The 19,886-nt window shown below is 54.8% G+C and carries 18 protein-coding genes, 1 tRNA gene and 3 pseudogenes; 16 read left to right on the forward strand and 6 right to left on the reverse strand.

The features are described 5' to 3' along the window. Positions 1-152 precede the first annotated feature (152 nt). The 7 genes from rpsF (at position 153) to ACZ1HE_RS13200 (ending at position 3,730) form a co-directional block, all read left to right on the forward strand. Entirely contained in the window at positions 153-506 is a 354-nt protein-coding gene (gene rpsF, locus ACZ1HE_RS13170; RefSeq protein WP_113824422.1) for a 30S ribosomal protein S6, read from the forward strand. A 28-nt stretch (positions 507-534) separates the two neighbouring features. Further along, on the forward strand, positions 535-762 hold the full coding sequence (rpsR, locus tag ACZ1HE_RS13175) for a 30S ribosomal protein S18 (protein WP_005852865.1): 228 nt from the start codon (positions 535-537) through the stop codon (positions 760-762). Positions 763-774: 12 nt separating this feature from the next. Further along, positions 775-1,401: a 50S ribosomal protein L9 gene (rplI, locus tag ACZ1HE_RS13180; RefSeq protein ID WP_472621459.1), complete on the forward strand. Its 627-nt coding sequence runs from the start codon at positions 775-777 to the stop codon at positions 1,399-1,401. Between the two features lie 145 nt (positions 1,402-1,546). Further along, positions 1,547-2,062: an aggregation factor core gene (locus tag ACZ1HE_RS13185; RefSeq protein ID WP_472621461.1), complete on the forward strand. Its 516-nt coding sequence runs from the start codon at positions 1,547-1,549 to the stop codon at positions 2,060-2,062. 21 nt (positions 2,063-2,083) lie between these two features. After that, positions 2,084-2,563, forward strand: a complete 480-nt coding sequence (locus ACZ1HE_RS13190; protein WP_472621463.1) for a TspO/MBR family protein — start codon at positions 2,084-2,086, stop codon at positions 2,561-2,563. A 10-nt stretch (positions 2,564-2,573) separates the two neighbouring features. Then, the gene (locus ACZ1HE_RS13195) at positions 2,574-3,125 is read left to right on the forward strand and encodes a CIA30 family protein (RefSeq protein WP_472621465.1); all 552 of its coding nucleotides are present in this window, start codon (positions 2,574-2,576) and stop codon (positions 3,123-3,125) included. Between the two features lie 164 nt (positions 3,126-3,289). Next, entirely contained in the window at positions 3,290-3,730 is a 441-nt protein-coding gene (locus ACZ1HE_RS13200) for a transglycosylase SLT domain-containing protein (protein WP_472624467.1), read from the forward strand. A gap of 59 nt (positions 3,731-3,789) precedes the next feature. On the opposite strand, the pseudogene aqpZ reads toward ACZ1HE_RS13200, so the two are convergent. After that, a pseudogene (gene aqpZ / locus ACZ1HE_RS13205) lies at positions 3,790-4,478 on the reverse strand (aquaporin Z). A 369-nt stretch (positions 4,479-4,847) separates the two neighbouring features. Here aqpZ and ACZ1HE_RS13210 point away from each other — a divergent pair. From ACZ1HE_RS13210 to ACZ1HE_RS13220, 3 genes are all read left to right on the forward strand, one after another. Continuing rightward, a complete protein-coding gene (locus tag ACZ1HE_RS13210) occupies positions 4,848-5,252 on the forward strand; it encodes a helix-turn-helix domain-containing protein (protein ID WP_472621467.1) in 405 nt (134 codons plus the stop codon). 35 nt (positions 5,253-5,287) lie between these two features. Beyond that, positions 5,288-5,989, forward strand: a complete 702-nt coding sequence (locus ACZ1HE_RS13215) for a helix-turn-helix transcriptional regulator (protein WP_472621469.1) — start codon at positions 5,288-5,290, stop codon at positions 5,987-5,989. A 203-nt stretch (positions 5,990-6,192) separates the two neighbouring features. Beyond that, complete coding sequence (locus ACZ1HE_RS13220; protein ID WP_472624469.1) at positions 6,193-7,071, forward strand: acyl-homoserine-lactone synthase; 879 nt, start codon at positions 6,193-6,195, stop codon at positions 7,069-7,071. A gap of 93 nt (positions 7,072-7,164) precedes the next feature. Here ACZ1HE_RS13220 and tig read toward each other — a convergent pair. The 4 genes and pseudogenes from tig to ACZ1HE_RS13240 all read right to left on the reverse strand — a co-directional run bounded on the left by tig (position 7,165) and on the right by ACZ1HE_RS13240 (position 11,820). Further along, a pseudogene (gene tig, locus ACZ1HE_RS13225) lies at positions 7,165-8,497 on the reverse strand (trigger factor). 187 nt (positions 8,498-8,684) lie between these two features. Then, entirely contained in the window at positions 8,685-9,806 is a 1,122-nt protein-coding gene (locus tag ACZ1HE_RS13230; protein ID WP_472621471.1) for a porin, read from the reverse strand. A gap of 432 nt (positions 9,807-10,238) precedes the next feature. Beyond that, on the reverse strand, positions 10,239-11,342 hold the full coding sequence (locus tag ACZ1HE_RS13235) for a porin (protein WP_472621473.1): 1,104 nt from the start codon (positions 11,340-11,342) through the stop codon (positions 10,239-10,241). 394 nt (positions 11,343-11,736) lie between these two features. Further along, a tRNA-Leu gene (locus tag ACZ1HE_RS13240) sits at positions 11,737-11,820 on the reverse strand. A gap of 249 nt (positions 11,821-12,069) precedes the next feature. Here ACZ1HE_RS13240 and ACZ1HE_RS13245 point away from each other — a divergent pair. Then, the gene (locus tag ACZ1HE_RS13245) at positions 12,070-12,579 is read left to right on the forward strand and encodes a Hint domain-containing protein (RefSeq protein WP_472621475.1); all 510 of its coding nucleotides are present in this window, start codon (positions 12,070-12,072) and stop codon (positions 12,577-12,579) included. Here the strand turns inward: ACZ1HE_RS13245 and ACZ1HE_RS13250 are convergent. Then, entirely contained in the window at positions 12,576-14,249 is a 1,674-nt protein-coding gene (locus ACZ1HE_RS13250) for an NAD(P)H-hydrate dehydratase (RefSeq protein ID WP_472621477.1), read from the reverse strand. The two genes, ACZ1HE_RS13245 and ACZ1HE_RS13250, sit on opposite strands and share 4 nt — an antisense overlap. A 168-nt stretch (positions 14,250-14,417) precedes the next feature. Here ACZ1HE_RS13250 and ACZ1HE_RS13255 point away from each other — a divergent pair, with 168 nt between their 5' ends. The 5 genes and pseudogenes from ACZ1HE_RS13255 to ACZ1HE_RS13275 all read left to right on the forward strand — a co-directional run bounded on the left by ACZ1HE_RS13255 (position 14,418) and on the right by ACZ1HE_RS13275 (position 19,792). Then, a complete protein-coding gene (locus tag ACZ1HE_RS13255) occupies positions 14,418-14,756 on the forward strand; it encodes a P-II family nitrogen regulator (RefSeq protein WP_108789117.1) in 339 nt (112 codons plus the stop codon). A 41-nt stretch (positions 14,757-14,797) separates the two neighbouring features. After that, positions 14,798-16,204 (forward strand): type I glutamate--ammonia ligase, encoded by a 1,407-nt coding sequence (glnA, locus tag ACZ1HE_RS13260; protein WP_472621479.1) that lies wholly within the window; start codon positions 14,798-14,800, stop codon positions 16,202-16,204. A gap of 281 nt (positions 16,205-16,485) precedes the next feature. Beyond that, a complete protein-coding gene (locus ACZ1HE_RS13265) occupies positions 16,486-17,895 on the forward strand; it encodes a calcium-binding protein (protein ID WP_472621481.1) in 1,410 nt (469 codons plus the stop codon). A 204-nt stretch (positions 17,896-18,099) separates the two neighbouring features. Next, entirely contained in the window at positions 18,100-18,939 is an 840-nt protein-coding gene (locus tag ACZ1HE_RS13270; RefSeq protein ID WP_472621483.1) for an amino acid ABC transporter substrate-binding protein, read from the forward strand. A 54-nt stretch (positions 18,940-18,993) separates the two neighbouring features. Then, positions 18,994-19,792, forward strand: a pseudogene (locus ACZ1HE_RS13275) (lytic murein transglycosylase). Positions 19,793-19,886: the final 94 nt, after the last annotated feature.

Below are 19,886 nucleotides of genomic sequence, written 5' to 3' on the forward strand. Positions count from 1 at the left end.
CTCACAACGATCAGCTCTTGCCCACACCGCCCAGCCGTGTATATGGGGCCATCCTTTCACAAAACGGATAACCGCGCAGCCTCTCGTGGCAGGGTCGTGAAAGGGAACTGGCCCCGCCTTTGAAATGCGCCTTGATAGAAACAGGAGTTCACATGCCGCTGTATGAGCATGTAATGATTGCGCGTCAGGACCTGTCCAACACGCAAGCCGAAGGTCTCATCGAACACTTTGGTGCCGTGCTGTCCGACAATGGCGGTAGCCTTGTCGACCACGAGTACTGGGGCGTCAAAACGATGGCCTACAAGATCAACAAGAACCGCAAGGGCCACTATGCCTTCCTGCGTTCGGACGCACCTGCTCCGGCCGTTCAGGAAATGGAACGCCTGATGCGCCTGCATGACGACGTGATGCGCGTTCTGACCATCAAGGTCGACGAGCACAAAGAGGGCCCCTCGGTCCAGATGCAGAAGCGCGATGAGCGCGAAGGCCGCCGCGAGCGCCGCTGATCTTAGCTTGAGAAAAGGACACTAAACCATGGCCGCAAAACCATTTTTCCGCCGTCGTAAGGTCTGCCCCTTCTCGGGCGACAATGCACCGGCAATCGACTACAAGGACACTCGTCTGCTGCAGCGCTACATCTCTGAGCGCGGCAAGATTGTCCCCAGCCGTATCACCGCCGTTTCGGCAAAAAAGCAGCGTGAACTGGCCCGTGCTATCAAGCGCGCCCGCTTCCTCGCCCTGCTGCCCTACGCCGTGAAGTAAGGAGAGACTGACATGCAAGTTATCCTTCTCGAACGCGTTGCGAAACTGGGCCAGATGGGCGACGTCGTCGACGTCCGCTCTGGTTACGCCCGCAACTTCCTGCTGCCCCAAGGCAAAGCCCTGAGCGCATCGGACGCCAACATCGCGTCCTTTGAAGCCCAGAAAGCGCAGCTGGAAGCACGCAACCTGGAATCCAAGAAAGAAGCCGAAGCGCTGGCTGAAAAGCTGGACGGTCAGCAGTTCATCGTGATTCGCTCAGCATCGGACGCTGGCGCCCTTTACGGTTCGGTCACCCCGCGTGACGCCGCAGACGCAGCGACCGAAGCAGGTTTCTCGGTCGACAAGAAACAGATTGCCCTGATCGCTCCGATCAAGGATCTGGGTCTGCACGCGGTTGCCGTTAAACTGCACCCCGAAGTTGAAGTCACGATCAACATGAACGTTGCCCGTTCGGAAGAAGAAGCCGAACTGCAGGCATCGGGCAAGTCGATCCAGGAACTGGCCGCCGAAGAAGAAGCAGCTGCAGAATTCGAAATCGCCGAACTGTTCGACGACATCGGTTCAGCCGCTTCGGAAGACGACGAGCTGGCCCCTGCTGTAGAAGAAGATGCACCGGCCGAGGACGACACCAACGCCTAAGCTCTTTCAGCTTGAGAAAAGCAAAAGCCGCGCAAGAAATTGCGCGGCTTTTTTTGTTTGGGCCGGTTCTTCTGAACACACTTTGATCCATCCGCTGTTTTGAGACGTAGACTCATCAATCATAACTGAAACCTCGGAGATCTTAGTGGACACCTCAATTTTGAAAACCTTCGCCGCCTGTTGCGCTGCGTCTCTGCTCTGCGCCACTGCGGCCCAAGCCGATCTGAATATCAGTTTCATTGAAGGCGCACCAAAGGACCGGTTCCAGATCAACAACAACGGGTCATGCGACATCAAATCGGCAACCCTTAGCTTGGACTTATCATCATCACAGGGCGCCCTGATCTTTGACGTGACCGGGTCCGGCGCAGGCGTAGAGGTGTATCAGCCGTTTGAATTGGTCGAAGGTCAATCCGCGCTTGCAGCAGTTCCCAGCGTTCTGGACGGCCAAACGGCACTCAGCCTGGATGTTGCAAGATTGAAGCCAGGTGCATCTGTAGCGTTCACAATCGACGTTGATGACACTTTGAGTGCCCGCCAGATCACGGTCACCGGCTCTGAGATTGCCGGTGCAACGGTGCACTTGGCGCAGGGCAACCAAACCAACACTGCGGTCTTCTCGTCCGCTGCCTCTGCCACCCTTCCTGGGCAATCCTGTTAAAGGCTTTAAGCGTGACCTGATATGAACGTAACCGCCCTACCCCCGACCGGCCAAAGCTGGATTACACGTTTGGCGTTCCTTGTTTTGGTGATGGGCGGCGGCATTGCAATCGGCATCATGACCGCGCCAGGGGATTGGTACGCTGCCTTGAGCAAGCCGTGGTTCAACCCACCCAATTGGGTGTTCGGCCCCGCATGGACCATCCTTTACGTTCTAATTGCCCTAGCGGGCTGGCGCTCATACGCGGTTGATGCGCGGTCCACACAATCCAAGCTTTGGTGGGCACAGCTTGCGTTAAACTTCACTTGGTCACCTGTCTTCTTTGTCTTTCAGCAACCCGCGCTCGCCCTCGGTGTGATCGCGGCTCTCCTGCTTGTCATTGCCCTCTTCATTCGCGTCAGTTGGCCGTCTGACAGACCCTCCGCTTTGGCGATGCTTCCCTACCTTGCTTGGGTAACCTTCGCATCTGTCCTGAATCTGTCGATCGTATTTCTGAACTAAGGAGCGCCCGGTGAAACTCGTCAAACACTTGCTTATTTCGGCCCAGTTCTGGCTGATCGGAGCCATGAACTTGAATGCTGAACCATTTGAAATCTTTGAGAATAACCCTGAATCCCGGTGGCAATATGTTGCAGACACGGTGATGGGGGGCGTTTCGACAGGGAAGGTAAGCTTTGAACAGTCTTCCAACGCTTCCTTTGCCCGTCTAGAAGGTCAGGTAAGCACCGCAAACAATGGTGGCTTCATACAGTTTCGGCATTTGCTTGAAACACGCGCCCCATCGGATGCCCAAGGTATTCGAATGGTCGTCCGAGGAAACAACCAAGCGTACTTTATTCACTTGCGGACGACTGGAACACTGCTTCCGTGGCAATATTATCAGGCAAGTTTTGAAACCACTGGGAGCTGGACTGAGGTTCGTTTGCCCTTTTCTGCGTTTGAACGCTCAGGTCGACTGTTACGCTCGACGGTATCCGCCGGGTCGGTCACTTCGGTTGGTGTCGTTGCTTTTGGACGTGACCATACGGCACAGATTGACGTCGCTGAGGTCGGGTTCTTCTAAAATCAGCCTGCGTTTGTCATCGGCAAGGTTCGATCGCGATAGGTCGGCAACTTTCAGCACATGTGGCGGATATGAGCTTGCGGCAAAGTCGTGGTGGGATAGGGTCAGCTGATTACCGAGCGGAGATCCCAATGAAGCACCTGACACGACGTTCCGCCATTTTGATGACATTGAGCTTTGCCACCGCGGCTTGCAGTAGGGAAGAGCCCGCGCCGCCCGCCTATGACCCGCCGCTGTTCCCGAACGAAACGCCCGAACTGCGCGCATCGATCAACAAATGGGCTGATCACTATGAACTGCCGCGAGAAATGGTTCACAAGTTGGCTATTCGAGAAAGCACGCATCGACCATGGGCAATAAATCGCCCCTACTACGGATTGCTTCAGATACTGCCAGCCACTGCCCGTTCGATGGGTTTCAAAGGGACCCCTCAAGACCTTTTGAATGCCGAAACGAACCTGGAGTTTGCACTAAAGTATCTCAAGGGTGCGTGGTTATTGGCAGATGGGGATCAATCCCGCGCCATACGGCTTTACGCTACAGGCTACTACTACGAAGCCAAACGTCGTGGGATGCTGGTGGAAACCGGGCTTGTCAAACCCTAGTCGGACGAAGGCCCGCGTGACATGTCACACGGGCCTCCTTCAGGGGGATCTCAAAAGGATCAGTCGTCAGTTGAGAGGACCCTCCAGATCAAAGCGCCCAATGCCGCGCCGATCAGGGGAGCCACCCAGAACATCCACAGTTGTGCCAGCGCTGGTCCGTCAGCAAACAGTGCCACACCAGTCGACCGCGCAGGGTTCACCGACGTGTTCGTAACTGGAATCGAAATCAAGTGGATAAGGGTCAGTCCCAAACCGATGGCAATCGGGGCAAACCCTGCGGGGGCGCCCTTAGACGTGGCCCCAAGAATGATGATCAGGAAAATGGCCGTCATCACGACTTCGATCACAAAACCGGACGCCATTGAATAACCTTGCGGAGAGGCCTCGCCATATCCATTGGATGCAAATCCGCCTACACCCTCGAAACCACTCCCACCGGACACGATAATATAAAGCACAACAGCCGCAGCAATCGCGCCCAGAACCTGTGCAATCCAGTACGGTAACAGCTCTTTGGCGTCATGCCTCCCCCCATGACCAATCCGAGCGTCACAGCCGGGTTGAAATGTCCGCCCGAGATGTGTCCAACGGCAAAAGCCATTGTTAAGACGGTCAAACCAAAGGCAAAAGACACGCCAAGCCACCCGATACCTACGTCCGCGACACCAGCAGCCAGCACCGCGCTTCCGCAACCGCCCAATACCAACCAGAATGTTCCGACAAATTCCGCGGCAAGCTTGTTCATCATATTCTTTGCTCCCTTTCATCCGTGCCCCTGATCAGAGAACCCGGAATGTCCTTGTGAATTGTTTTGTCTATTCGTTCCGTTCAGAAATTTCTGAGCGGTACATCTCTTAAAGCTCGGCACTTGAGCACCAGGCTAATGTCAGTTCACTTCAACAACTTGTATTTATGTATCTTTTTCTTTGCACATCAAGGAAACTATGGCTTGGCCCCAAAAAGAAACAACTTATAGATGAAATGATGTTGCCTAGCACCCCTATGTGGGGCAGTATCATTTAGCAATGTGCACTCGATGCCCAAAGGACAACCGGGCAACGCTGCTATCGGCTGCAGAAGGTATGACCATTACTTTGATGACGCGTAGGTACGTAGTATGGAAACGATAGACGGGATTGTCGGTCAAAAAATCCGGACCAGACGCACCGATTTGGGAATGAGCCAAGTTGAGTTGGGAAAAGCTATCGGGGTACGCTTTCAGCAGGTTCAGAAGTACGAGTCCGGGGTCAACAGAGTAAGTGCATCGCGTCTGTGGATGATTGCAAAGGCGCTTGATGTACACATCAGTCATTTCTTTGATGACAGCTCACACAAGGACAACTCTCTGACTAAACCCTATGAACGCCCCAGAAACTCGGCGGTTTTTCGCGACGATCAGGACACACTGGAGCTTGTAAAGAGATTTACGGACTTGTCAGCCGAACAAAAGCATGCTGTTCTTACCATAATCAAGAACATGTCGGTCCGTTCGCACCCGTCTAAAATAGACATACAGGGATAGGTACCGACATCCTAACTGTCCTGGCTGAAGTCAAAATGGATATTGTGGATCTCGGGGCCCTGCCCAAGCCAGAAGATCACTACGGTGGTTTCATTCTGCAGGTGCGCGAGAAATTCGAAATGGATCATGTCGCTTACGCGGGGATAAATCCGGTAAGTGGAACTATCCATGGCCATGTCACCTATGATGACACATGGAAAACGCACTATACCGAGCAGAGCTATCATCTGATCGACCCCACCCTGCACATGCCGCAACGAAGTATTGCCCCGGTTGATTGGAGCAGACTTGACCGTGGCGACGAGTTCAAGACGGTGTTTCGCGACGCCCACGATTTCGGCATTGGCGATCAGGGCATGACGATCCCTGTGCGTGGACCATACGGCGACGTCGGATTGCTTAGCGTGACCCGAGATTGCAGCAAGGATGAATGGAACAAGCTTGTCGCCCATGTCATTAGCGATTTGCAGTCGATGGCTGTTCACATTCACGATTCAGTCATGAGTTCTGACGCGTTGACGCGCGCTTTGATGCACCCCTCACTTTCGAAACGGGAAATTGAGATTTTGCAATGGGTCGCCGCAGGTAAATCCCAACAGGATGTTGGTGACATCCTGTCCATATCCCATCGGACCGTCGAAGTGCATCTGCGGTCGAGCCGGGAAAAACTGTATGCTCTGACAACCGCACAGGCCGTCGGTCGTGCAATTGGGCACGGTTTGATCTTCCCGGGCTGACAAATTAGCCAAATATTAGTGGTTTACCCGCTGGTGATCGCGTTCTTTGCGTTGTCGGCACTCCGTTGACTGGCTTTGCGGGCCAAACTTTGCACATTCTCCAAAAAGTTCACTTTTCTGGCGATTACGGGAAACCCCCAATGGTTCATTCCGTTGAGATGGGTAACGATTGGTTTACCGATAACCACTCGATGGGGGAATATATGATTATCGTAATTGATGCTCTCAATAAGCACCTGTTCACTGACGTGCTAGAAGACATGTTTCGACTGCGCGGCCGCGTCTTTGGGGATAGACTTGGCTGGGAAGTTAACATTCAAGACGGCAAGGAAATCGACGACTTTGACAACCTGGACCCTGCGTATGTGGTTGGGTTGGATGATGAGGGCAATGTCGTCTCGGCGGTACGGGCCTTGCAAACGACTGGACCGCATATGCTGTCTGACGTGTTTCACGCCATTCTAGACGGCGAACCGCCAATCCGTAGCGCAACGATGTGGGAATCCACCCGTTTCTGCGTTGACACCAAACGGTTGACGCGCGGCAAAGATCGCAACTCTGTCTCTTATGCCACCTGTGAGTTGATGATCGGTTCGCTGGAATTCGCCCGGCGTTCAGGCATCAAAGACATCATCACGGTCATGGACCCAATCATGGACCGTGTCTTGAAGCGTTCAAACAACGCGCCTTACGACTACGTCGGCAAAACGGTTCCCATGGGCAAGGTTCCTGCACTGGCTGCGCTTCTGGATTGTAGCGAAGAGCGCATCAGCAGGGTCCGTGAATTTGCGGGCATCGAACATGATGTTTTCCTCACCGAGGATGAGGCACTGAAACTTTTAGAAAAAACAAGGAGCACCCAAGATATGCCCCTGGATCTTATCTCCCCCACTCCGGCGAACCGAGATCACAAACCCCTCAGCTCACTTGAGAAGTATTTTGTCGAGCAGATGAGAGCGGCACGAACAGAACAAGAGGTTAAATCCGTATTGTCCCTGATCGAAGCCCTCAGTGATAGCTTCTCGCCTGAGCAAAAGCTTGCTTTGCGTCAATCGCCCTGGGCGCTGGCTAACGAAGCTTGAGGCTGCTCACTCAGAGCCACGCCAACACCACTCACGAAAAGAGCCGCCCAATGGGCGGCTCCTTCATTTTGATGTCATTGGTGCCGACGATGATTATTCGTCTTCCAGCGCCTCAACAGCTTTCTCCAGATCGTCCTTGCTGACCTCTTTTTCGTTCACTGCAGCCAGTTCAAAAACATAGTCGACGACTTTGTCTTCGAAGATAGGCGCGCGCAGCTGCTGTTGCATCTGTGCGTTCTGCTGAATGAATTCAAAGAACTGACGCTCTTGGCCAGGGTACTGACGCGCCTGTGCCATGATCGCCTGGGTCATCTCGGCGTCGGTCACTTCGACTTCGGCTTTCTGGCCCAGTTCGGCCAACAGCAGACCAAGGCGCACGCGGCGGGCCGCCAGCTTGGTGTGCTCTTCAGTAGCTTCGATCTCGGCGTGGTCGTGACCTTCCACTTCCGGGTTTTCCTCGTGCCACAGTTGGTGCGCGATCTGCTTAGCTTCGGCATCCAACAGCGACGGCGGCAGGTCGAAAGACACTTTTTCATCCAGCGCGTCGAGCAGTGCACGCTTTTGAACCGCGCGGGCTGCGCCAGCATATTCTGCTTCCAGACGCTCGCTGATTTGACCTTTCAGGGCAGCCAGATCTTCGGCACCGAACTTGGTTGCCAGCTCGTCGTTGATCTCAGCCGCAACCGGCTCTTTGACCTCTTTGACATTGCACGAGAAGACGGCCTCTTTGCTTAGCCAGATGCTCAGCCTGATAGTCTTCCGGGAAGGTGACGGTGACGTCTTTTTCTTCCTCGGCCTTCACGCCAACCAGCTGATCCTCGAAGCCGGGAATGAAGCTGTTGGAGCCCAGGACCAACGGGTAATCTTCGGCGGAACCACCTTCGAACGCTTCGCCATCTACTTTGCCGACAAAATCAAACACGACCTGGTCGCCGTCTTTGGCTTTGGAGCCCTTGCGGCGCGCTTTGAAGTCCTGCGCGGTTTCGGCCAGGTTAGCCAAGGCTTCATCTACGGCAGCATCATCCGCCTTGACGACCATCTTTTCCAGCGAGATCGACTTCAGGTCAACCTCGGGGATCTCGGGCAGCGCTTCATAAGCCATCTCGACGTGAACGTCGTCGCCCTCTTTCCAGTCTTCGTTGGTCATCTTGACTTCGGGCTGCAGCGCCGGACGGTCACCGCTGTCCTCGAAATGCTTGTTCATGGCGCCGTCGATGGTTTCTTGCATCGCTTCACCCAGCAGACGCTGACCAAACTGCTTTTTCAGCAGGGCCATGGGCACCTTGCCCTTGCGAAAGCCTTTCATTTCGATCTCGGGCTGCGCCTCGACCAGCTTTTCGTTAACCTTCGAGTCCAGCTCGTCAGCCGTCACAACAATGTTGTAACCGCGTTTCAAACCTTCGTTCAGCGTCTCGGTAACCTGCATTCTTAGTCCCCATAGGAATCGGGGCGCGCGAAATGGGCGCGCCGGGAAATTTGACGCCTTCTATTTGCCCAGCCGCGCCGGTGCAAGAGGCATTGCACAGGAACAGGCCAAGACTTGCCGCCAAACCAACAAAAAACACGCCGCACGAGGGAGAGCGACGTGTTCTTTTGACAATCTGATACGAAGATCAGAACTTCCAGCGGGCGCCCAGGATCATGGACTGGTTGTCCTGATAGTTTGCCGCAACTGCATCATGCTCGTGTTGCTGATAGCCAAAATATGCGTCAGCATTGATCGGGTCGATGCGCTGCGCGATACCAATACCGATCACCTTGGTTTTCGAACCGTTGGTGTCAAAGTCGCTGCCGTCCTTGTAGTGGATACCGATGCCGGTGGTGCCGATCGAGAACCAGTCCTGCTCATAGGCAATCTTGCCGTAGACGTAGTTGGGGTCGGTTGCACCCGCTGCGTCATCCCTGCGGTTACCGGCTGCCATGGTGAAGCTCAGACCATTCTGCAGTTTGACTGAGGCCGAACCAACAGTGTCGGAACGCTTGGCACCGTTTGCGCGGTCACGAACCAGGTACGCGATGGACGCTTGGAATTCAGCAGCGCCAAAGTCTTTCGCATAGTTCAGGGCGATGTCATAGTAATCGTCGTCGTCGGTGCGCGACAAGGCATTCTGACCATAGGCGATTGCACCCGAGAAGCCGTTGAACTCCGGAGTGTCATAGCGCACACGGGTCCGGCGCGGGCCGTCGAGGTCGCTGACAGTATCGCCAACGGTCGGACCACTGAGCGCGCCTGCGGTATCCCGGAACAGGAAGCTGTCGTTGTAGTCGGTCGTAGCCGAGTTCAGCACGGTCCCAACATAGGACAAGTCAACGCCCGCAGCACCATCCGACGCCATGCTGCCCTGCCCTGCCGAGAACGTGCCGTAGCTTCCGCGCATGGCAAAATCGATGTAACGGATATCTTCACGCGACCAACCGCTGGAGTTGCGGCCATTCTGATCGATATCAGCTGAACCCGGCAAGCTCAGACCGGTTTCAAAACGGAATGTGAAGGTGTTCGCGCCAAAGTCCTGGCCACCACGTACGCCGATCCGGCTATTCGAGATCGAACTGTCGGTGAAGTTGGTTTCGCGTTGCTGGCCGTCGTCGACCGAGGTGATCGCTGGGTTGAACTGACCATACAGTTGCACCCATCCGCCGTTGCCATTTTCATAGCGCAATTCCGCTGCAGCCGGTACTGCAACGCTTGTCGCGACCAATGCAAAGGCGGATGTAAGTTTAAGTTTTTGTGACATTTTTTCACCGCAGTGTGTTTCTGATAGTAACAGTCGGGAATATGGAGATGGACCGGAGATCTTGAAGAGATCGAGCCCCCCTCCAGCCTCTCTATTGCAATTCCGTCACAGTGAATTTGAGTCGCAAAGACCCCCACGCCAAAGAAACAAGGGATTTGCACGACAAGGCGTGATTTCGAAAAACCTGTCACAAGAGAAAATCGTGCGTATACGCATGACCTGATCACATATCGGAATTGCGCTTGCGCGATGACGGCGGCGGCGTTCCGCTGATCAAGCACTTTGTAATTGCAGCTATCCGCCCAAAAATGACCTCAAAATAGTAGGCTCACCAATCATCAGCGGTCTTTCGAATTTCAGTTCTGGATAGGCACAAGAAAAAACGCCGCGTAACAACGCGGCGTTCAACAATCTCTGTTTTCTGAAGTATGATCAGAACCGCCAGCGCGCACCAAACAGGACCGCGTTTACGTCTTGATAGGCCACACCCGGATCCGAAAGCTCGTGTGTCCGGTACCCCAGATAGACCTGAGTGCTGATACTGTCGATGTTCTGGTTAAATCCAAGGCCAATGACCTTGGATTTCCTACCGGCCAAACCAAAGTCATTTCCGTTGTAGAAGTCCACCGCAATCGAAGTTTTCCCCGCTTGCCACCAATCAGCCTCATAACCAGCCAGGAAGTAGGTATAGTCACCGTCGTTTTTTCGGCTACCAGCCGAGAAGGCAAAGTTCAGGCCATTCTCAAGTTTGACCGCCAGCGAACCAAAAGTATCGTCGCGATCAACACCATTGGTATCTCGACGCGAGAAACCAATACCACCTGCAACCTTGGTACCCCCAAATTCGCGTACGTAACGCAATGCAATGTCATAGAACTTGTCGCTACTGTTCGGCGTCAATACATCCTGACCCGCGGCCAAGGACACCTGGAACCCGTTGAACGTAGGGGAATCATAGCGAATGCGCCCTTGGCGCCCACCGTCCAAACTTGGTGTCACACTACTGATGCTCACACCGGAAAGGGCACCTGCCGCGGTTCGGAATTGAAAGCTGCCCGCGAAGTCGCCGATGCCGTTGTAAGTGGTCATGATGTTGTTGTTCAGAGATTTGTCGGCCACGCCATCAGTCGCCATCGACCCCTGCCCTAGATAAACCGTGCCCCAGTCAGCCTTGTAGGCAAAATCGACCTTACGAATATCGGTTCGATCCCAGTCAATCCCCTTGGGGGTATTGGTTTGGCTCACGCCGCCAGAGCTGCGCAGACCAAGCGCCGTTTCGAAATTGAAACTAAACTCGCCACTCGAGAGGGGTTGGCGAACCCACATGCCAACCCGCGTATTCGAATGCGCGTTGTCGACCAAATTGTCCGTGCTTTGCACGCCGTCATCGACAGATTGGAACGCCGGGGAAAACTGGCCATAAATCTTAACGTATCCACCGGACGAGTTGTCCCATTTCAGTTCTGCCACTGCCGGGCTGGATACACTCGCGGCGAATACGGCGATGGCAGAAGTAACTATAAGTTTTTGTGTCATTTTCTTCACCATTTGGGCTTCTAGTTTTGAGTATCAAACACCTTGGAACTGCAAATTTGTATTGAAGGGACCTCGATGTAATGTCCTAGGCGTATCGTATCTAAGTAACAGCCGGACCGAAGGTCGGCCCATAAGCTCTTGAAGCACAGGGGTTGGTTTATTCAGAAGACGTAGACGAAAAGACGAACCCGACAAGATAAATTCAACTCTAGCCCTGTGCCCGCCCAGCATAATCGAAATACGCTTGGTTTCAATTCATTGGCGAATTATTAGCAAGAGTGTCTCGATGGGTGGCAATTTCCCGCTCTAACGCAGGCGACACTCTCAGCGCCACATTGTTGTAACCGCAACAACCAGGCAGCTTTGCCCCACCATTTTTCTTGTCAAATAGAAGTGGTGCGGGTGAAGGGACTCGAACCCCCACGCCAAAGGCGCCAGAACCTAAATCTGGTGCGTCTACCAATTCCGCCACACCCGCACTGCATCCTCGCCGAAGCCCCCCACATAAGGGGATCTCCGCGAGACTTGCGCTAGATACACATCCACTATGCCGGGGGCAAGTGCCACAATCGCTGTTTTCGCTTGCTGTTCATCAACACTGATTTCAACAGGTTTTAGCCACTCGTACTCTATGGTTAGCCGAGCTTGACAAAAAATGCCGCGACTTGTGCACAACTTTGCCATATTGTGGCAGTCAAAGTAATGAGGCAACTGAGCGAGAAGCGCCATGAAACCGAATACGGTCGGGCGTGCTGGTGGGGAAAACCCGCTTTCGCACCCCTATGCTACACCGATGGATGACATCGGATTTCTATCTGGAACCATCTTGCTGACCCAAGACGGCGAAGTGCCGGTCGAGTTCATCTCGGCAGGTGACAAGATCATCACCCGCGACGCGGGTTTTGTAGAGGTTCTGGGCGTCACACGCACAATCCAAACCGTGCACGCGATTTCCTTCGCCGCCGGATCCTTGGGCGACACCCGCCCCGAACAGGATCTGACCCTACCCGCAGGCCAACCTGTGCTGATCCGCGACTGGCGCGCCCAGGCGATGTTTGGTGCCCCCCAAGTCATGGTGCGCGCTGACGCCTTGCTGGACGGCGAATTCATCCGTGATCTGGGGAAGCAGGAAATGGAGCTGTTCCAATTGCATTTCAACAGCTCTCACATCCTTTATGCCGGAGGGCTGGAACTGGGCGCGCAAACACTCGCCGCCGAAATCCGCTCTGCCGCTTAAACGCCAAGCTTTCGAAAAACCGTCGGGAGCTGTTCCGGCAAATCCTCGGCGATCAGGCCGGGGCCAAATTCCAACGCGCATTCCACATGCAACCAGGCGGCTATCTCGGCCGCTTGCATTGGCGCGATCCTGCGCGCCAACAGCCCAGTGATGAATCCCGCCAACACATCTCCAGACCCAGCGGTCGCCAACCAAGGCGCCGCACGGTCATAATGCGCCGAATTCACTGAACAGTGCCCTTCGGGGTTGGCGATCACAGTATCCGGCCCCTTGAACAGCACAACGCACCCTGCCCGTTTGGCTGCCTCTCGCGTAGCGTCCACCTTGGAGTAAGCCGGGCCCTTGGTCGGCGTCTCGTTCAGTTTAGCGGCAATATCCGGGAACAGCCGTGCAAATTCGCCTCCATGCGGGGTAAGTACACAATCCTCATGCAATTGCGAAAACAGAGCCTCCGGTTCATCCGCAAATACCGACAACGCATCTGCATCCAACACCGTCGCCCGCTTGGCCGCCAATGCCACTGGCACCAACTCTCGCGCCCGCGCCTGTCCCAGTCCTGGTCCAAGACACAAGGCGTTGAGACGCGCATCCTCCAGAACGGCCATCAGCCCTTCGACCCCCTCGACACGCGTCATCATCAGAGCCGTGATATGGCTGGCCACCTCCATCTGTGCTGAGGGCGACACACCCAAGGTCACCAACCCCGCACCGACCCGCAACGCACCGCGTGCCGACAAACGCGCCGCGCCGGTTTTGCCGAACCCACCGGTCAGGATCAAGGCATGACCATTGCCGAATTTGTGTCCTGTCGCTGACTTCCGCAACCATGGCCCACGCGGCTCGCCAATTGCGCGGCAGATACCTGGTGTTGCAGGTACCTGCGGTAACCCAATGTCTTTGACGACCACTTTCCCGCATATGGCGGGACCAACGGCGGTGTGGTGACCAAGCTTTGCCCGATGAAACGTGACGGTCAGCTCAGCCTGGAATGCAAATAAGCACTCATCGACACCAGTGGCACGACAATCGATCCCCAATGTCTCTCCACTGTCGGAACACAGGCCACTGGGCACATCAACGGCCACAAGCCGACAGATCGCCCGCGTATCCAGGTCGAAAGCGGACCTGACATCGGCGTGAACACTGCCGAGTTCGCGCGACAACCCGGTTCCGAATACCGCATCGATGGTCAAGTCAGCAGAGAACAACTTGCCACGCAGTTCCCCATCAGTGTCATAAATGGTCGAGAGCCAAGGATGACAAATCCCTCCCAGCCCCAACCACCGCTCATAGTTCACCCGCGCATCTGGCGGCAGCTTCTCGGCATCCCCAAAAAGAAACACCTCCACACCCCACCCCCGCTCCTTCAACAGACGAGCTACAACAAATCCATCACCGCCATTGTTCCCCGGCCCGCACAAAACCACCGCCCGCAACGGCCGTGGCTCCGTATCGAGAGCCTCCATCGGCTGGGGTGTTGGCCCCCAATCCGTTGCCAGGTCCGGCGTCAGCCCATGGTGTTCTTCTGCCAGCTCCGGCCATTCCTCGAAAATCGCCTCAACCACGCCGCGCCCGGCCCGCTCCATCAGTTCCAAACCGGTCACCGCACATGAATCGATGGCGGCCTGTTCGATGGCCCGCATCTGCGCCGCTGTCAGCAATTCCGTCATGGCTCAAACCTCGCCCGATTCAATTCTGCGCATTTTTTGTGCAACATGCTCAAAATTTGACACACCCCGCAAATTTGCTGCACTGCAACAGCCGCCCGTGCGCAATCCGATTGTGAGCAAAACTTAGACGTGATCTGAGAGCCGATGACAAGCATGCGAGGTACCGCCATGAAGAAGATCGAAGCCATCATCAAGCCGTTCAAACTGGACGAGGTGAAGGAAGCGCTGCAGGACGTGGGCGTTCAGGGCCTCAGCGTGATCGAGGTCAAAGGCTTTGGCCGACAAAAGGGGCACACCGAACTGTACCGTGGCGCCGAATACGTCGTCGACTTTCTGCCCAAGGTGAAGGTCGAGGTGGTGCTGGACGATGATCAGGTCGATGCAGCCATCGACGCCATCGTCGGCGCGGCCAAAACCGACAAGATCGGTGACGGCAAGATTTTCGTCAGCCCCGTCGAACAAACAATTCGCATTCGCACCGGCGAGACCGGCTCGGACGCGCTGTAATTCACTAACAAACTGACACATCTATCAGAAGGACCAAGGGAATGAGCGTAGACGCAGTTCTCCAGACAATCCGGGATGAAGACGTAGCCTATGTCGACATCCGTTTCACCGACGTGCGTGGCAAGTTGCAGCACGTGACCGTGGACGTTGACCTGGTCGATGAAGACTTCCTTGAAGAAGGCTTCATGTTCGACGGTTCGTCCATCGCCGGTTGGAAGTCGATTGAAAACTCGGACATGAAACTGATCGCAGACACCGAGTCGGCCTATATCGATCCGTTCTATGCCGAAAAGACCCTGTGCCTGCACTGCTCGATCGTCGAGCCCGACACTGGCGAAGCTTACGAGCGTGACCCCCGCGGCACCGCGCAGAAGGCCGAAGCCTATCTGAAAGCCTCCGGTATCGGCGATGTGGCCTACATGGGTCCCGAAGCGGAATTCTTCCTGTTTGACGATGTGCGCTTCTCGAACACCATCAACAAGGTGTCGTTCGAAGTAGATGCAACCGATGCATCGTGGAACACCGACACCGAGTACGAGATGGGCAACATGGGCCATCGTCCGGGCGTCAAGGGCGGCTATTTCCCGGTGAACCCGATCGACGAGGCGCAAGACCTGCGTTCGGAAATGCTGTCGACCATGAAGCGTCTGGGTATGAAAGTGGACAAGCACCACCACGAGGTTGCGTCCTGTCAGCACGAACTGGGCCTGATCTTTGACAGCCTGACCAAACAGGCCGACGAGCTGCAGAAATACAAGTACGTGATCCACAACGTGGCACACGCCTACGGCAAATCGGCAACCTTCATGCCGAAGCCAATCTATGGCGACAACGGCACTGGCATGCACGTAAACATGTCGATCTGGAAAGACGGCAAGCCGCTCTTTGCAGGCGACAAATACGCGGACCTGTCGAGCGAAGCGCTGTATTTCATTGGCGGCATCCTGAAGCACGCCAAGACCCTGAACGCCTTCACCAACCCGGCAACCAACAGCTACAAACGTCTGATCCCCGGCTTTGAAGCCCCCGTTCTGCGCGCCTACTCAGCCCGTAACCGTTCGGGTTGTGTGCGTATTCCGTGGACTGAATCGCCCAAAGCCAAGCGCGTCGAGGCCCGCTTCCCCGACCCGGCCGCAAACCCCTACCTGGCGTTTGCCGCTCTGCTGATGGCTGGTCTGGACGGCATCAAAAACAAGATCGATCCGGGCGAAGCCATGGACAAGAACCTGTACGATCTGCCCGCCGAAGAGCTGGCCGGGATCCCGACCGTCTGCGGCAGCTTGCGCGAAGCGATGGAGGCCCTGGCCGCCGATCACGACTTCCTGTTGCAGGGCGACGTGTTCACCAAAGACCAGATCGAAGGCTACATCGCACTGAAGATGGAAGAGGTGGAAACCTACGAACACACGCCGCATCCGGTAGAGTACGGAATGTACTACAGCTGCTGATCAGGCAAGCAGTAACCAGAAAATGGCGGCGCCCGGCTTTGGGCGCCGCCTTTTTTTGGCTAATATCCCATTGTTTGACGCCTTGAATTTCTCTTGGAAAAGCGGTGGCACGATTTCCCAAGGCTATGTCTCAAACCCCGAAAGCAAAGCCTAATCGACCCATAGAACACATTAAGACACGGGCATACATCCCTTCTGGATCAAACGAACGAGGCAATTCAGGCCTTTGTTCATGGCACCAATTTGCAGCACTGAAAGCTTCAAACCTGAGGGGAAAGGAAATGCCAAAACAAAACATCCTGACCGCGCTTGCCGAAGGCCCGGAAACCGATTTCGAAACCTGGTTGGACGAAAACGCCTCTTGGCTGGACGCCGTAGGCGAGAACACAAGGCCCGGCCTGTTCAAAAGCGCCGAGTCAGACACCAATGGCGAAGACGCAGACGGTTTCTATACGTTGAACGTACGTGGACTGAGCAAGCAGCTTCTTAACCAAGGCGACGGGTTCAACCCAGTGAATGGTGAGGATACGGAAACCGGCCTCGAAGTAGGTGGTTTATCCTTTGACGTCGAGTTTGAAGGCAACCGTGCCGATAACCTGCTTGGCGATTCCGCGTCGACAAACATCCAAGTGCTGACGGGCGGCAACGGCGACGACGTGATCAAAGGTGGCCTTGGTGACGACATCGTAGCCAGCAACAGAGGCAATGACCTGATCGAAACTGGCGCAGGCAACGACTTTGTAAAGGGCGGACACGGCAGCGACACAATTGATGGCGGCGACGGCAATGATTACCTTGTCGGTGATTACTCCGACAGCACTCGTCATGAAGACAAGTCAGGTGAAGGCTGGAACGATTGGATCAAGGGCGGCAAGGGCGATGACGTCGTTTTGGGCAACCAGGGTGACGACCGCCTGAACGGCGGCACCGGCAATGACACCGTCAAGGGCGGCAGTGGCGATGACCGGATCGAGCATTCCAAAGGGTTCGATGCCGTATCCGGTGGCACAGGCGCAGATACTTTCACCTTTGACAACCGTCAGGGTTCCGAAGCTGAGGATGGCACGGTAACAACCGTCACCACGATCACCGACTTCGAGCTTGGTGTCGACAAAATGACATTCCGGATGGACAATTTCCAACCGGCTTCTCACCCGGACGGAAAGTTCGGCTACTTCGAGTTTGACGCCATCAATGATGACGGCATCCACACACGCAACCAGTCCCAGGCTACCGTGTCCACTCAGGAAGATATCCAGAACCTTGTTGACAACGTTCTGTTCCTGGAAACTCTGGATCCGTCGCGCGACAACGCGGTCACCAAAGATGGCGACGATCTGGTTCTGACAATGGAGTCCAGCAACCACGACGCGTTCTCGATTGTCCTCGAAGGTATGGCCGATCAGGTTGAAACGACGTCCTTCTCGGATCAGGGGTGGAACGATCTGGCTGGCCGGTTCGATTCCTTCTTCTTCCGCGAGTTGGTGTCGAACGTCGATACGGACAACAGCAGCTTCCGCGGCGTTCAGAGCCTTCAATACGAAGATGGTTCTTATGTTGCCAAGATCTCGGGTGCAGGTGTTGGTGGCAATGCGGTTGCCAAATTCGAAACCGCTGCAGACCGCGATCAGTTTGTTGAGATTGCAAATTCACTTATCGAGCAGAATGACTACGACACCTTGTTCTTCTGAAAACTTGGGTCATCGGTCATAATGGCAGACGCCCGGCGAAACAGCCGGGCGTCTTTTTTGTCTGACATTCGTCGATCTTGATGTAGATGAAAATTCCCTCAGACTGCCTAGTGGAAATTTGCCGCTACTTAGGACCATATTCCTCTTTGTGTTCCTGCTCTGGGCGGCTACGTTTGGACAACTTTGAACGCAAAGGAAGTTTTCATGCGCCTTTTTTCTTTCGCCCTGGCAGCCGCCACGGTGGTTGCAAGTACAGTTTCGGCCCAAACCTTGGACCGCATCAAAGAGACAAAACAATTCAACATCGGCTTTCGCACTGATGCAGCGCCCTTGTCTTTTCTGGATGCCAACGACAAACCTGCTGGGTATTCCCCGATCATCTGTGACCAGATAGCCCAAGCCATTGCCGACACACTGCAGTTGGACGAAATGAACGCAACATTTATCCCGGTGGACCCGGAAACGCGGTTTGAAAAAGTTGCAAGTGGCGAGATCGACCTGCTGTGCGGCGCTGCCACGATTACCCTGGGGCGCCGTGAATTGGTCGATTTTTCAATTCCGACCTACATCGACGGGACCGACGTTTTACTTCCTCGCCAGGCCAGCAACGACCTTAATCAACTCGCAGGTAAAAAGGTTGGTATGCGCAGCGGCACAACAACAGAAGAAGCCGTTAAGAACTCTTTTGCAGCAGCAGGAGTAGAGGCGGACATGGTACGCTTTGACACCCACCCTGCTGGAATCACCGCTTTGGCCAATGGTGAAATCTCGGCCTATTTCGCGGATCAATCGATCCTGCTTGTGAATTTTGTTGCTGCTGGAATGGCAAATGATTTCAAAATTTCCGGCGAGATCATGACCATCGAAAAGCATGGGCTTGCCTTGGCCCGAGGCGATGCTGATTTCCGACTGTTGGTAGATACAGTTCTATCTGATCTCTATGGAACGGGCGCGATGGCTGAAATATTCCAAACCGCTCTACCCGGCGTGGAACCCGGGTTCGCTATCGATGCTCTGCATACAGTTGCACCAACCTTACCCTGACACCGGATGCCCGGGAACGTGCTTCCCTGCTCCGACAGTGACCTTGAGGAAAACATGCCAAGATCCCTATTGATCCCTGCTTTCGTCGTACTTGCTCTGTCTGGGCATGCTGCAACTGCCGCCACCTGCGGCAACACTGGGTCAGGGTTCGAGGCTTGGAAAAAGAATTTTCCAAACAAGCTCGAAAAGCTGGCGTACGCAAACCTGGGCTGACGGCATTGTCGCAAGCAAAATATGCCACGCGCACAATTGCTGCCGACAGAAATCAAAAGAGTTTTCGCTACTCTCTAGACAAGTTCATGCAAATCCGAGGGGCCAATACAATCGTTGCCCAGGGTCGTAAGCGCAAGGCGCGAAACCCCCAGTTCTATGCCACGCTGGAACGCCAATACGGCGTGCCTGCGGGTGTCCTGATTGCGATCCACGGAATGGAAACAGGTTTTGGCAACTTCATGGGTGACAGCCAAGTTGTATCAGCAATCACCACCCTAGCCTATGATTGCCGCCGGTCGGATTTTTCATTCCCCACGCTATCGGAGCATTGAAGCTTGTGGATCAAGGTGCAATCACTCCAGCGACCAAGGGCGCAAAACACGGCGAACTGGGGCACACACAATTCTTGCCCGGAAACGCGCTGACCTATGGGGTCGATGCAACCGGAGATGGTAAAGTCGATTTTTACAACGTCACTGACGCACTCGCCTCTACCGCGAACTTCCTCCGACAGAAAGGATGGAAGCCAGGTCGGGGATATCAACCCGGAGAGCCTAATTTTGCGGTAATAAAGCAATGGAACGCAGCCACTGTTTACCAAAAGGCAATTGCGATTATGGGTGCACGTATAGACAACTAGAAGTCGCATCGTGGCCACTTGCATGCCTCGCAGCCGCCCCAATTCGGTCAAGTTCTAGCAAATTTTCCATAAAAACACTGGTTTCCGTTCCTTC

The sequence above is a fragment of the Falsiruegeria sp. JB4-1 genome, assembly GCF_055693495.1.